The 14,508-nt window shown below is 50.6% G+C and carries 15 protein-coding genes; 13 read left to right on the forward strand and 2 right to left on the reverse strand.

Annotated features, from left to right (window positions below; genetic code table 11):
- Positions 1-1,212: chloride channel protein (locus ACOJS8_RS17605; protein WP_420149856.1), on the reverse strand; the 1,212-nt coding region annotated here is incomplete at its 3' end.
- 159 nt (positions 1,213-1,371) lie between these two features.
- Between ACOJS8_RS17605 and ACOJS8_RS17610 the strand changes: the two genes are divergently transcribed.
- From ACOJS8_RS17610 to ACOJS8_RS17625, 4 genes are all read left to right on the forward strand, one after another.
- The gene (locus ACOJS8_RS17610) at positions 1,372-2,289 is read left to right on the forward strand and encodes a hypothetical protein (RefSeq protein WP_420149857.1); all 918 of its coding nucleotides are present in this window, start codon (positions 1,372-1,374) and stop codon (positions 2,287-2,289) included.
- Between the two features lie 29 nt (positions 2,290-2,318).
- Positions 2,319-2,537 (forward strand): copper chaperone, encoded by a 219-nt coding sequence (locus tag ACOJS8_RS17615; RefSeq protein ID WP_420149858.1) that lies wholly within the window; start codon positions 2,319-2,321, stop codon positions 2,535-2,537.
- Positions 2,538-2,655: 118 nt separating this feature from the next.
- A complete protein-coding gene (locus tag ACOJS8_RS17620; RefSeq protein WP_420149859.1) occupies positions 2,656-3,222 on the forward strand; it encodes a fasciclin domain-containing protein in 567 nt (188 codons plus the stop codon).
- Positions 3,223-3,359: 137 nt separating this feature from the next.
- Positions 3,360-4,691: a DUF2254 domain-containing protein gene (locus ACOJS8_RS17625; RefSeq protein WP_420149860.1), complete on the forward strand. Its 1,332-nt coding sequence runs from the start codon at positions 3,360-3,362 to the stop codon at positions 4,689-4,691.
- Positions 4,692-4,726: 35 nt separating this feature from the next.
- On the opposite strand, the gene ACOJS8_RS17630 is transcribed toward ACOJS8_RS17625, so the two are convergent.
- Positions 4,727-4,924, reverse strand: coding sequence for a hypothetical protein (locus ACOJS8_RS17630; protein ID WP_420149861.1), 198 nt, complete (start codon positions 4,922-4,924; stop codon positions 4,727-4,729).
- 681 nt (positions 4,925-5,605) lie between these two features.
- On the opposite strand from ACOJS8_RS17630, the gene ACOJS8_RS17635 reads away from it, so the two are divergent.
- The 9 genes from ACOJS8_RS17635 to ACOJS8_RS17675 all read left to right on the forward strand — a co-directional run.
- A complete protein-coding gene (locus tag ACOJS8_RS17635) occupies positions 5,606-6,172 on the forward strand; it encodes a hypothetical protein (protein ID WP_420149862.1) in 567 nt (188 codons plus the stop codon).
- A gap of 203 nt (positions 6,173-6,375) precedes the next feature.
- On the forward strand, positions 6,376-7,368 hold the full coding sequence (locus tag ACOJS8_RS17640; RefSeq protein WP_420149863.1) for a mechanosensitive ion channel family protein: 993 nt from the start codon (positions 6,376-6,378) through the stop codon (positions 7,366-7,368).
- Complete coding sequence (locus ACOJS8_RS17645) at positions 7,365-7,913, forward strand: DUF421 domain-containing protein (RefSeq protein ID WP_420149864.1); 549 nt, start codon at positions 7,365-7,367, stop codon at positions 7,911-7,913. Before ACOJS8_RS17640 ends, ACOJS8_RS17645 begins: the two co-directional genes overlap by 4 nt.
- A gap of 22 nt (positions 7,914-7,935) precedes the next feature.
- Positions 7,936-8,421, forward strand: a complete 486-nt coding sequence (locus ACOJS8_RS17650; RefSeq protein WP_420149865.1) for an AI-2E family transporter — start codon at positions 7,936-7,938, stop codon at positions 8,419-8,421.
- An 8-nt stretch (positions 8,422-8,429) separates the two neighbouring features.
- Complete coding sequence (locus ACOJS8_RS17655) at positions 8,430-8,984, forward strand: AI-2E family transporter (RefSeq protein ID WP_420149870.1); 555 nt, start codon at positions 8,430-8,432, stop codon at positions 8,982-8,984.
- A 43-nt stretch (positions 8,985-9,027) separates the two neighbouring features.
- Positions 9,028-9,432, forward strand: a complete 405-nt coding sequence (locus tag ACOJS8_RS17660) for a hypothetical protein (RefSeq protein WP_420149866.1) — start codon at positions 9,028-9,030, stop codon at positions 9,430-9,432.
- Between the two features lie 202 nt (positions 9,433-9,634).
- Positions 9,635-11,347, forward strand: a complete 1,713-nt coding sequence (locus ACOJS8_RS17665) for a tetratricopeptide repeat protein (RefSeq protein ID WP_420149867.1) — start codon at positions 9,635-9,637, stop codon at positions 11,345-11,347.
- Positions 11,348-11,568: 221 nt separating this feature from the next.
- The gene (locus ACOJS8_RS17670) at positions 11,569-12,705 is read left to right on the forward strand and encodes an efflux RND transporter periplasmic adaptor subunit (RefSeq protein WP_420149868.1); all 1,137 of its coding nucleotides are present in this window, start codon (positions 11,569-11,571) and stop codon (positions 12,703-12,705) included.
- A gap of 120 nt (positions 12,706-12,825) precedes the next feature.
- Positions 12,826-14,508 (forward strand): efflux RND transporter permease subunit (locus ACOJS8_RS17675; RefSeq protein ID WP_420149869.1); only part of this gene is annotated, 1,683 nt, incomplete at its 3' end.

Raw genomic sequence — 14,508 nt, forward strand, 5'->3', positions numbered from 1 at the left:
AATGGCCGCCGTAAAGGGTGAACGTACCACGCCCGTCAGAAAACTAACCATACTGACCAGAATAATCAGATTGGTATCACTGGGCGCTACGTTGGTGAGTCGCGCAATCAAATCTCCAAGAATGGCACCTGCACTTAGCGACGTAGCGAATACACCACCGGCGGCTCCACTGCTGTAACTAAGCGCCATGCCCGCAAAGCGCACCGGAAAAAGATACCAGGGAGTCAGATGGTTATTTTGAAACAACAGCCGGTTGATAATGGGCTTACCCGTACCTATGGCATCGATACCTATCCAGAAAGCAAGTCCAGCCAGTAGTAACCCACATCCAGCTACCCAGCCAAGCTGTTCCGGCCAGGTCCGATACCGCCGACGCCGGGCATTAAGCCATAGTAGTGTTTTGGCAAAAACCGCCCCCGCCAGACCGCAGAAAATAGCGACAAGTACCACAACACCCAGTACCCAGCCCGTTGTAACGACCACCTTCGGAAAGCCCAGATACAGATAAGGTCCCTGAATCGCCTGAGCCGTCATTCCTGCGATGATGACGGCTGTGAAAACCGCCGTTCGGAAGCGGGTGAGGTGGGTTTGAGTAAGCTCTTCAACTACGAAGACAATCCCACCTAGGGGCGTATTAAAGGCCGCTGCCAGACCAGCCGCTCCGCCCGTAACCAACGCAATCTGACGGGACAACTGCGGCCAGCCGGAAGGTTGCAACCGATTGATGGCTCGAAAAATCGCGGCCGAAATCTGAATCGTTGGACCTTCCCGACCAATGACTCCGCCACCGATCAGTAGTATCACACTGCTCAGGATTTTAATAAGCACCACACGCAGACTAAGCAAATAGGCGGTACGACCGTGAGTTGCTGGTGTCGACAACTCGATACCGGCCATCACCTGCGGGATACCGCTTCCCCTAGCCGCTGGCGCCAATCTCCACACGATTACCCAGGCCAACACAAACGTCAGGGGCGTCAGCACGAAAGCTAGTACTGGCTGTTTGCTTAACCAAGTAAAGCTCAGGTGTTCGGCCCAGACAAACAGTTCTTCATAGCCAACGGCGGTCAATCCAACCACCAAAGAAGACACCCAGAACGGTAAGCTTTGTAAGATAATTCGCCGAATACGTTCTGTATAGAACCGACGAAACACATGCTGGTCGAGCCAGGCCAGCACACGCGCATACCATGACAGTGAGGGAAATTGCATTTGAAGTTTACCAACCTTTTCATACGTAACGCAGATTGACCGGGGTTGATTTAGTTAAGCGCATCATCTAAGCAAATTCTAAGGTTTCTTTAAGTCCTCTGTAACGATTTCGTATCAGCTTTGTCGCATTCCTGTACGTGATATAAACAACTGTGACTTATGGAAACAACGGAACGTAACTCAACAAACCTGGCCTGGGTATTGGCCATGCTGATCGGAATAGGCGTATCGGGTGGGCTTTACTGGAGTAACAATCGCACGTTAACTCATCAATACGAACAGGCTGAACAGCGAGCCGATTCCTTGTTGTCGGTTAAGTTTCAGTTGGAAGGCGACAATCGTGATCTGAAACGCCAGCTCGAAACGGCGGGTGATGAGAAAGAATACCTGGGTAATCACATCAACGACTTACACGAACAGGTAAGCCAGCGCGACCGGAGTCTGATCAATCTGCGACGTAGTATTACTGGCCAGACGCGCACCATTCGGACTCTGAACCAGACTCTAAGCCAACTAAACATTACCCGCGATAGTCTGGAAAATCAGATGGTAGCAATGCACGATAAAATAAACTGGCAGACTCAAGCGAATGCGCTGCTGACGACGCAAAACAGAGAATTGGAACAACAGCAAAAGGGCCTAGACACGCGAATACTGACGATGGTACCCCGTTCGGCCATTACAGGTGATGCCTTCCGGGTTGAGATCAGCAAGGCAAATAAAAAAGTAACGGTCAAAGCCAAAAAAGCGGCTACGTTGACCGTTTCGCTGAAGGTACCGGCAATCCTGAAACTGGAGGGAATGCAGGAAGTTTACCTGAGCCTGACCGACGAACAGCAGAAACCCATGATGCCCCCTCCTCACAATGCGACCATTACCTTGCCCGATGTCGACGAAGTAATTCCGGTTCATGCGACGCAGGCGGTGAATTTTGCCCGAAATCCACAACGCATCTCGTTTACGCTTACACCGGAAGCTAATGTAAAGCCAGGGATGTATCGGGCAGCGATCTTTACCAAAGATGCCTATCTAGGCTCCGTCGAGTTTCGCCTGCGGGACAGTTTTTGGTTCTTTTAGTTAAGTGTCTAAACAAACTCGACGAACTTATGGAAACGCTAAATTTTAAAACAAACATTAAAAATAGTGACGATGTAGCGGCTGTCACGTTACCGTTGAACGACATTGAACAACTAGACGGTTGGAACATCAATACGGAATCTGACGACAGATTACTGACGGTGCAGACCACCGATAACCGCATCGCTGATATGGTGTTGGCGGCTGTTCGAAAAGCAGGTTTCCAGGCTGAATGGGTGGCTGGATAAGCGACCTGTCAAGCCATAAGTTTGACAGTTAATGGCAAAATTTAAAACACCTTTTCACGAGAAGACAGTATTGAAAACTAAGCGAACAAGCTATGCCCGTTTTTTCTGATAGCTACCCATGAAATTCAATCGACGACTAATTTTCTGCAGTGTATTGCTGCTACTATGTAGACTCGTAGTTGCACAAACAAATAGTGTAAACAATCCTACGTTAAAAGCCAGTGGGGTACAGACCGGTACCAGTCTGGGCCTCAGCGCAGCTAAACCGGCCGAGCACACTACCTTGCTTCAGTTGCTGAAGGTGTCGGGTTTGCTCAGCCAGGCCAATGGTAAAGGGCCCAATACCGTATTTGCGCCTACCAATGCGGCATTTTCCGAACTTTCGGAGCGTAAACTGAACGAATTGCTGCTGCCGTCGAGCAAAAATCGACTCATTCAGTTTCTGGCTTACCATGTGGTGAAAGGTCGACTGACGTCGGATCAATTGCGAGACGGCCAGAACTTAACCAACCTGAGTGGGCAAATCCTGGTCGTGCATAAACAGGGCAATGACATTACCATCAAAGATGGGCGAGGTACAGTGGCGGAGGTTATCCAGCCAGACATCCGGGCGACGAACGGTGTGTTCTACTCAATCAACCGGGTGTTGCAGCGGGTTGTCAATGAAGGCCCCATAGTTCGCTAACCGCTGGTACCCAATTTTGCTTACAGTTTCGAAGCCATTCATCAAGTAATTGACTGAATTGCATTTGCGTTAAGTACTGAACCAAATAACTATTCGGTCACTGGCTGGTTTGTCTCATTGACTTTATTGTTCCAGCAATGACCACCCACCTTCGCCAGTATTGGCAGCAACTTCGTGAATCACTTTGGTTCGTGCCAGGGTTGCTGGTACTGACTTCCTTTGTACTGGCCTACTGTTTGGTGGAGTTTGATGCCCACACGAGCTGGCATGGCGAAAAGCAATTTCCGCTCCTGTTTGGTACGGGTGCCGAGGGAGCACGAGCCATGCTAGGGGCCATTGCGGGGTCCATGCTGACGGTGGCTACGCTGGCTTTTTCTCTCACGTTATCGACTATTTCGCAGGTCAGTAACCAGTATTCTCCGCGCGTGTTGCGCAACTTCATGCGTGACCGCGTCAATCAGGTCGTGATGGGGTATTTTGTGGGTGTATTTGCTTACTGCCTGATTGTTTTGGGGACTATTCGCGGCACCGATGAAGTTAAGTTCGTTCCCTCTACGGCGGTATTGGCGGGCTTGATCCTAGCCCTGGGTGGCGTGGCGGCCCTAATCTTTTTCATTCATCACATTGCCGAGTCGCTCCAGACGGGTACGATTGTTCAACGTATTTTCCACGAAACCGGTAAAGCCATTGTCGATTTGTTTCCCGATCAGTTTGGCGAACCCATCGACGATCCTCAAAAAGCGGAAGCAGCCCTCCGGTACGCTGATGAGCAAAGGGGGTGGTACCCAGTCAAGACGAAACAGTCGGGCTATCTGCAACTCATTAACACCGACGGACTTCTGCGTTGGGCGACAAAAAACCGGGTTGTGATACGTATCGAGAAAGAAATGGGCGCTTTTGTGGGTGAAGGTACTGTACTCTTTTCGGTACGTAGCGGCATGGAACGACCTGACCCGGAGGAAGTGGACTGGCCGGATGGTCTAATGGAATACGTCAGTATTGGTCGGCACCGAAACGTGGAACAGGACGTAGGGTTCGGCATTCAGCAGTTAGTCGACATTGCGTTAAAAGCCCTCTCACCTGGAATTAATGACACTACGACGGCCATCATGGCGGTGGATTACCTGGGTGCCATCTGTGAACAACTGGCGAAACGCGAGTTTCCAACTCGACTGCGTTCCGACGGGCAGCATTTGCGAGTGCTGGTGCGGAGTGCGGCCTTTGCCGATTATATCCGGCTGGCGTTTGATCTGCCACGCATTAATGCCAAAGGGAATCATGCCGTGCAGAGACGATTGTTGCGGGCCTTGGCCCTGATCAACGAAGCGGTTTGCTCCGCTGACCACAAACCCATTCTCCGTGAGCAGGTCAATATGCTGGTTCAGTACGCCGACCAGACGCTTACGACCGACTACGAAAAACGCCAAGTACGGGAATTATATGCCAATTTGATAGAGACGTGGTCCTGAATTGTTCTGGTCCAAAACCGGAGAGCATACCCTAATTAGGCCATCGGTTGATTATGCTCTTTTAACCAATCCTGTACCAACTCCAGTGTGTGATGAGCCGAAGCCACCGTCAGTGTGAAGTCGATCAGGATTTCGTCATTGACGGAAGGCACGAATTCATATTGATTAAACAACAAAAATATGAGGACTGCCTGTAAATCCGTCCGTTTCTTGCCATCCTGAAAAAATATCATTGCCGATTAAGCTGAACAGATACACCCCTGCCTTTTGGTGAATGTCGGGATACAATGGATTACTAAACAGCTCGGCCTGTACAGCTTTCAGTAGAAAATCCAGTTTTCTTCGTGTAGAAAACTGTCAGGTGCGACAAATTGCCTCAGAACAAACGTACCTGGTTATGATTAATGGCAATGACTTCCGCTTTAGTCATGTAAATCATATAAGGCTAAAGACTCCCAAACTGCCTTATATTTTGTCGATGTTTTAGCCAGCAATTCTTCGAATCGCTCTTTGCGGTGCTGCCCCGATGTCAGAGTGATGTCTATTAATTGATTCATGTCATCATAATAGTTCTCTGAACCATCTGCACCTTCTCAACCAGCTTCTGTTTTTCTCCAGAGTTGTCATATTCGTTCTGTTTATACAAAAAAACATAGTTTCCGGCCGGTCCCGAGGGTAAGGGCTGGCTGGTATTGATGTAGACATACAGCACCCCGACGAACATTTGGCCGTTTAATCACTCTAACCAAATTCTAAGGTTTCGTTAAGCCTTGTCTAAGTTGACAGGTGTTTGTTGAGTTATAAGCCGTTCGACCAGAACCGGTTATGCATTTGATTGGGTATACAGGACAGGTAACTTATTCGGTACAGGACGATTGTCGGTCAATGAAATCGTTGCCAAAACCACGATGATTATGAATACGGAACAACAGACAACACACGAAACTAGAACGACCGGACCCAGTTCCAGGCAAATGCTTATTCTTTACGGAGTAATTGTCCTGTTAGTGCTCTGCGTTGGGTATTTACTTTATAAGAATACGCAGTTGCCCCGCCAGTTTGAGCACGAGCGCGATGCCTTTCGGTCTACAGTTCAGAACAACCAGGTAACTATTGACCGCCAGCAACTTCAGTTCGGCATGAAAACGTTTGTCTGGGCTGTACGGAATGCGATGCTGCAGAACAAATCGGGCGAAATTAACGAGTATTTCAATACGCTGGTTAAAGATCGGGGTGTTCAGGAAGTCCTGCTGGTTGATACGGCCGGGAAGGTGACCATCTCGACGAACAAGAAAAACCAGGGGATTGCCTTTACCAGCCGCTTTCCGGGTTATTTGCTTCAGCAGCAGGACGTGTATTTCAACAACAAAAAGCCGTATGAACTGTCGGCGCCGGTTACCGGACCCAATAAACGTCTGGGAACACTGGTCATGTTTTATAAACCAACTAACCTTTTACCTGACTCAGTGATCGGCCAATAAGACAATGGACCTGTTTAAAAGTAGTGTTGTTAAGTGCTGAATGAGCACCTAAAAATAAACCTCATTTTATCTGCGGCCCTCACCCCTAAATCCCCTGAAGGGGACTTGGCTCAATCGCAGACAAAGTCCCCTTCAGGGGATTTAGGGGCCGGTCCGACAGGACGGTAAAGAGCCTAGAATTTAACCCTGTTAAGCGCAACGGTATGCTTTTACTCTGGAATTTTTTCCAGCCTCCACGGGTCAATACGCCACCCTTCACTATCAATGATGCCCTGATCTTGTTCTGGCGCACCGTTCGTGACTTCATGAAGGACACGGCCTCCGGGCTGCCTTACATCATTGTGGGGGTATTCGTATTTCTGCTGTTCTGGCTGCTGGCGAAAGGAATCAAAAAGGTTATTAGCAAACTGGTGATTCGGAGCCATACCATTGACAGTACGCTGGCTAACCTGGTCAGCCGGATTGTTAGTACGTTGATTACAATCATCGGCTTTCTGGTTGCCTGCGTGGTGATGTTCCCTTCGTTTAAGCCCGTCGACATCATTGCGGGTCTGGGCGTTACGTCCGTGGCCATTGGGTTCGCCTTCAAGGATATTTTGCAAAATTTCTTCGCCGGTATCCTGATCTTATGGCGTCGGCCCTTCAAAGTCGGAGATCAGATTCGGGTGAAAGAGTTCGAAGGCACGGTTGAGGAAATCAACACACGCTCGACCCGGCTGAAAACCTACGATGGCGAGCGGTCTATTCTGCCCAACGGCGACGTGTACACCAGTTCGATTCTGGTCCGGACGGCTTACCCCAAACGGCGGGTAAAATTCGTGGTCGGCATTGGGTATTCGGATTCGATTGAAGAAGCACGTAGCATCATTTACGGGGTGCTGAACGGTATCGCAGGCGTGTTAAAAGAGCCCGGCCCGTGGGTATACGTAACGGAACTGGCCGGTTCGTCGGTGAACCTGACGGTTTATTTCTGGGTCGAATCGCAGCAGGCCAACGTACTGAAAGTCAGTGATCAGGTAGTGACGGGCATTAAACTGGCGCTCGACAAAGCCAGTATCGACATGCCGTATCCGCATACCGTCGTTCTGCTCGACAATCAACCCGATGGTTCTGTTTTGTCCCAATCGCCGGTTAAGCTGAACGTAGCGGATCACGTGAATGGGCGATCAACCAATAACCCACAGGAGACTCGATGATGACGGATGAACTGGTAACGTTGGCTGACTGGCTGTTTAAGGGATGGCAAAGCATCGGGCGCGTGATCGTTGTGGGCATACTAGCCTACTTTGGGCTACTGACCATAGTGAAAATCTCGGGAAAGCGCACGTTCTCGAAAATGAATGCCTATGATCTGGTGGTGACCGTTGCGCTCGGCTCTACGTTATCGACCATTATCGTTTCGCAGCAAACCGGTGTGGCAGATGGTCTGACGGCGGTGGCGCTGTTGATTGGTTTGCAATATGGAGTGGCCAGGCTGTCGGTGCGGTGGCCGGGATTCAACCGGTTCATTAAAAGTGAACCAACCCTGTTATTTCATCAGGGCCAGTATCTGAAACAGGCCATGCGGCAGCAGCGCGTTACGGAAGACGAACTACTGGCCGCTATGCGCAGTTCCGGCGCACAGAGTCCCGACGACGTAGCGGCTGTCATACTCGAAAACGATGGCTCGCTTTCAGTTATTCAGGGACGTAACGTAACACCCGTCGCCAGTCTGCAGGATGTGCAACGGCCGGGTGACTGACGCGGTTCAAAATACACTTAATATGAGCATGGAACGTTCGGTTTCTTTTTCCCGTCGGGTAGCTACGGCCGCCTTTATCAGTTTGCTGCTCGCGGCTTTGTTCTGGTTGATCGGTTACGCAGCCAGCTTTTTCTTTCTGGTCTTCGGCGGCATTACGGTCGCTGTGGTTATTAGCGCCCTGGGGCATTTTGTAAGCCGCAAAACGTCCCTGTCTTACGGTCTGTCGGTCGGGCTGGTGCTGGGCATGCTTGTCGTGCTGATTGGCGGGGGCATCTGGCTATTGGCACCCACCGTTAGCGAACAGGCCGATCAACTGGCGGACTCGTTGCCGGAGTCAATCAACCGACTCAAAGAGAATCTGTCGCAGACTGAATGGGGGAGGGAATTACTGGAAGGAATTCCACAGCAACCCAGTGCATTACTATCGGGGGGCGGACCGGGGAAGGGCGTTCTGTCGCAGGAACGGGCGTCGTTTCCGGAACGCTCGGCGGACTGGTTAACGTTCTGATTGTTATCATCACGGGTATCTATCTGTCCTTCAGTCCCGGCAGCTATCGGAAAGGCTTTGTCCGGTTGTTCAATCCGGCTTATCGGAAACGGCTGTTGGGCGTAATGGATCAGTGTTATACGACGCTGAAAAACTGGTTCATCAGCCGATCCATCACCATGACGGTGGTGGGCGTAGCGACCGGAGCAGGGCTGGCACTGCTTGGCGTTCCCTTTCCGATTGTACTGGGCATTATGGCCGGAGTACTGAACTTCATTCCCAATCTCGGTCCTTATATCGCGATGGCTCCGGCCTTACTGGTTGCTTTACCGCAGGGAGTCGATCATGTTATCTACGTCTTCGCGCTCTACATGGGGGTGCAGTCGCTGGAAGGTTACATCCTGACCCCCCTGCTCGACAAACGATTTGTTTCCGTACCACCTGCGCTGCTGCTCTTCGGGCAGGTATTGCTGGGGATTCTGGTCGGGCTGGTCGGTGTGTTGTTTGCCTCTCCGCTGATTGCCGTACTGCTGGTTATCGTCGAAGATCTTTACGTGAAAGACCGGCTGGAAGCGAAAAACTAATTCGCTCTTAATTAAACAATTGTATCATAAACACCTCAACTTGATGAAACCAATAATCAAACGTATTACTACAGGACTATGTATCGCCCTTATGATCAACGCCTGTACGCCCAAAATGAGTTTTGTTACGTCGACCGTTGTGCCGGCTGCCAATGGAACCATAAACGTTAAGAAAGATAATAACAGCAGTTACACCCTGGCGGTGGACGTACGGAATCTGGCAGAACCCGAAAATCTGACGCCATCGAAAAATACATACATGGTCCGGATGAAGCAGAGCGACAACTCGGTGAATAAATTAGGCCAGCTTAGCCCATCCGGCAAAGACCTCTCAGCGACCTTAAACGCAACAGCCGTTGCGAAACCAGATGACGTTATTATTACTGCTGAAGACAACGCTGAGCTATTGTATCCAGCCGGTCAAACCATCCTAACGACTGAGAAATAAGGCTGTTACACTTTCGACAGGATTAACAGGATTTATTCTGCAAAACAACCAGTTCAGCGAATCCTGTTAATCCTGTCGAAAAAAACTTGTTTCTAAGCCAATTCTAAGTAGTCTTTAAGCTTTCTCTTAGGTCTGCGTGGTAGTTTGCAGAAGCTCCTCATACCTCCTGGTGCTGTTAGAGGAGCAATAAACCCAACTTACCATGAAGACGTACATAACCTTATTTCTATCGGGACTGGCTGTTACTACGTTAGCACAAACCCCAGCCCCCGATGCAAATACCCTGATGAATCTGGGCCGACTCGAAGAAGCCAAGGCGATTCTCGTCCGTAACGCCCAGCAGAATGCATCTGTACAAACGTATTTCGACGCCGGTTACGGTTATCTACGTGCCGGACAGCCTGATTCAGCTCGCGCCTGGTTTGAGAAAGGGATTCCACTGGACGAAAAGCGCGTTCCGCTGAATCAAACGGGGTCAGCCATTACGTATCTGGTCAAAAATGATCTGACGAATGCAGGACCTAAGCTCGAAGAGGTGGTCAATAAGAGCAAAGGCAAAAACGCGGAGATTCTCTTCCGAGTCGGTGAAGCGTATACTGGTTATCTGACGCCTGGAAACGGCTCGATTAAACCAATGTATCCCAAAGCCGTAGATGCTGCAAAAGCCATTGATTTTCTGAACCGGGCTGCCGACCGCGACAAGAAAAACTCATCCATTCAACTGGCGCTGGGAGATGCGTATTATCTGAACCGGGATGCCGGAACAGCCGTATCGCGTTACGAAAGTGCTCTTGAACTGGGTATGAATGCTTCGCGCGTGTACCAACGTATTGGCGACATCTACTGGCAGGGACGCAACCTGAATCTGGCCGTCGAGAATTACAAAAAAGCTATCGACGCGAATTCGGGCTATGCCCCAGCCTACAACCAACTGGCGGAACTATATTTCCTGGTGAACCGCTACAAAGAAGCGGCCAGCTACATTGATCAGTATGTGAACGTATCGAAAGATAAGCGGCAGGAAACGCTGTTGCGGCAAGCTCAGTTTCACTTCCTGGCCAAAGACTATCAACGTACCGTCAATCTGATTGACAGCAACCGCACCGCACTGGCGCAGAACCCGATCGTATATAGAATTGAAGGCTGGGCGTATTCGTCGCTGAAGCAGCCTCAGAAGGCAATTCAAAACATCAGTACGTTCCTGGAGAAAGCGCCGGATAAGGCCATGCCCGACGATTACAAATACCTGGGTAATGCTTACTTAGGCATCGACAATCCGGGGAGTGATTCGCTCAAAGCCATCAATGATTCGCTAGGTATACTGAACCTGGCCAAAGCCGCTCCTTTCGATACAACGGAAAATCTGTACAGTGACATTGCCAAATATTATTACCGGGCCAAAAAGCATCCACAGGCCGTTGCTACGCTCGATTCGGCAGCTAAACACGGATTCAAAGCCGATGTGCAGGACTTGTTCCGCTACGGCATGAGCAACTACACGCTCGGTTTTCAGCGCGATAGCTTGGGCAAACTAGTCCGGGATACCGCCCGCTTTGCGCTGGCTGATTCAGCACTTGCCCTGGCGCAGAAGCAATCTCCGGAGTATGCGCCGACCGTATTATATAGGGCAAAAGCGAATTACTACGCATATGCGCCAGAAGAAGCGGTACGTAACGGCAAAGCGAAGCCTTATTTTGAAGAATTCATCAACATGGTAGCTGATAAACCAGAGGAGCGAACTCGTTACAAAAAAGACCTGATTCTGGCGTTCAAGTACTTGATTTCGTACAATGAACTGGTTACAAATAACAGCGCGGTCCGAAACGAGTGGCTCCAGAAAGGGCTGTCATTCTTCCCGGAGAACAAAGACTTAGCGAAGATTGCCGCACCAGAAACCGATACGGTTGATCAATAAAACTTTTTTCGTAGTTGACTATGTCTAATGTTTAGACCGCTACCGGGACCCCGATTCCTGGTAGCGGTTTTGTTTTAATGGGTTTCCTTAGAATGGATTTTGTGCTTTTTAAAGATGAGGCCCTGATTTTATTATTTCTCTAAGCAAATTCTAAGAATTTTTTAAGCTTCTCTTTAAACGAGAGTGCCATTTTGCCAATGGTCGTTAATCCAACTTTTCCTATGCATATCTACTCAGGCATTACGGTTTTTCTCTTTAGTGCCTTGCTGGCCGCCTGCTCATCACATAACGAGAAAAAGCAGGAAGCATCTGCACCAACGCTTCCGGTTATTCAATTGACCCCTCAGGACGCCACGCTGGATCACGATTACACCAGTAGTCTGGAAGCGGTACAGAACGTTGAAGTTCGGGCCCGCGTGGCGGGTTATCTCGATAAAATTCTGGTGGATGAAGGGCAGCCCGTTCATAAGGGGCAATTGCTGTTTCAACTCAACCCAACTGAATATCAGGTCGAAGTCGATCGGGCGCAGTCGGCGCTGGAAAGTGCCTTAGCCGAAGAGCAATCCGTCGACGTCGAGATGGGACGGGTAAAATTGCTGGTGGATAAAAACGTCATCTCGCCTTCTGAATTAAAGCTGGCCAAATCAAAAATGGCCACCGCCCGCTCAGCCATCAACGGTGCCAAAGCTGCTTTAAACAAGGCACGCTTTCACGTATCGCTGACCAGCATCCGCGCTCCGTTCGACGGCGTTATCAATCGACTGCCCTTCAAACGGGGTAGCTTAATTGAAGAAGGGGCGCTGCTGACGTCCATTTCCGACCTGCGGGAGATGTACGCTTATTTCCACGTATCGGAGAAAGAATACCTGTCTTTCATCAAGAAACGGCGCGATCCCGAAAAAACAACAGTCCGGGAAGTCGATCTGCTGCTGGCTGACGATTCGCCATATCCGTATAAAGGTAAAATCGAAACGACCGAAACCGAATTTGAGGACAACTCCGGTACCATCGCCTTTCGGGCCACTTTCCCCAACCCCAAACGGACGCTACGTCATGGAGCCACGGGTAAAGTTCGGCTGGAAACCGACGTAGACAATGCAGTACTGGCGCCACAGAAAGCGGTTTTTGAAGTGCAGGACAAAAACTTCGTCTACGTCGTGGATGCCAATAACAAAGTGAAAGCCCGAAGTTTTGTTCCCAGCAGCCGGGTCGAGCAACTGTACGTTGTTCAGTCGGGGCTTAAACCGGGGGACCGAATCGTTTATGAAGGGATTCAAAGCCTTCGCGATGACATGACCATCGTCCCGAAACCGCTACCTACCAAGAATTTACAAGCACTGTATGCGTCGGCTCGGTAATAGGCTTACACTAAACCCCCACCACCCTAAAGGAGCTACCTCTGGCCTTCGCTTTAGTCCCTTTAGGGTGGTGGGGGTTCTTCCATTCTGAATAAAGACCATTAATGATTCTCAGCGAATATGTTCAACACCTTCATTAAAAGACCCTTACTCTCGACGGCTATTTCCGTCCTGATTGTCTTGCTGGGGCTACTGGCGCTGTTTGGCTTGCCTGTTACGCAGTTTCCGGAAATTGTACCGCCTTCAGTCACGGTAACGACCCGCTACACGGGAGCCAGCGCCGACGTGTGCGTCAAGGCCGTCGCGACGCCCCTTGAACGAGCCATCAATGGCGTACCGGATATGACCTACATGACCTCGATTTCGGGTAATGACGGCTCGACGCTCATCACGGTTTTCTTCAAGGTGGGTACCGACCCCGATCTGGCGGCCGTCAACGTACACAACCGCGTAACGACCGTACTGGATGAGCTGCCCGAGGAAGTAATCAAAGCGGGTGTGGTGACGGAGAAAGAGGTGAACAGTATGCTGCTGTATCTCAACATCATCAGCGACGACCCGAGTGTCGACGAGAAGTTTATCTATAATTTTGCCGACATTAACGTACTGGCCGAACTTAAGCGAATCGACGGAGTCGGTTTTGCCGCCATCATGGGTAGCCGCGACTATTCCATGCGGGTCTGGCTCAAACCCGATCGGATGACCGCCTACGACATTTCGCCCGATGAAGTGATTGCCGGGATTCGGAAACAGAACGTAGAAGCGGCTCCCGGAAAATCGGGTGAAAGTGCCGATAGCGCCCCCCAGACCCTGCAATATGTACTGCGCTACACCGGTAAATTCTTTGAACCGGCTCAGTACGAAAACCTCATCCTACGGACCAATCCCGACGGTTCGCTGCTCCGTCTGAAAGATATTGCCGACGTTGAATTTGGCTCCCAGAGCTACGGAATTCTTTCCAAAAACGACGGAAAACCGTCGGCGTCCATCATGCTCAAACAGCGTCCCGGCTCAAATGCCAGCGACGTAATTGCCGCCGTTAAAGCGCGAATGGCCGAGCTGAAAGAAACGTCGTTCCCATCGGGGATGACGTACAACTACGCCTACGACGTATCACGGTTTCTGGACGCGTCGATTCATGAAGTGGTCCGGACGCTGATGGAAGCGTTTGTGCTGGTGTTCATCATCGTGTTCCTCTTCCTGCAAGACTGGCGCTCTACGCTGATTTGTGCGCTGGCCGTGCCGGTGGCGCTGATCGGTACGTTCGCCTTCATGAGTTCCATCGGGTTCTCGATCAATCTGCTGACGCTCTTCGCGCTGGTGCTGGCCATCGGGATTGTGGTCGATAACGCCATTGTGGTCGTTGAGGCCGTGCACGCCAAGATGGAAGAACCCAGCGCGTCTGGTCACCTGACGCCCCGGGCTGCTACGTTTGCGGCTATGGGTGAGATTGCCGGGGCCATTGTTGCCATTACGCTGGTCATGTCGGCCGTGTTCGTGCCCGTTGCGTTTCTGTCGGGACCGGTCGGGATTTTCTACCGGCAGTTCTCGCTCACCCTCGCTATTGCCATCGTGATTTCCGGCATCAACGCGCTGACGCTGACGCCCGCTCTCTGCGCGATTCTGCTTCGACCCGTACACGGCGAGAAAAAAGGATTACTAGGCCGATTCTTCGCCCGATTCAACCAGGGATACGAAGCGGTGGCAAATAAGTACCAGGGACTGCTCCGTCGAATTGTCAACCGGGGTGTCGTGACGTGGGGACTGTTGGGACTGTTTATCCTGGGAACCTGGGGCGTCAGT

It is taken from the genome of Spirosoma sp., assembly GCF_048594605.1.
Taxonomy (GTDB): Bacteria; Bacteroidota; Bacteroidia; order Cytophagales; family Spirosomataceae; genus Spirosoma.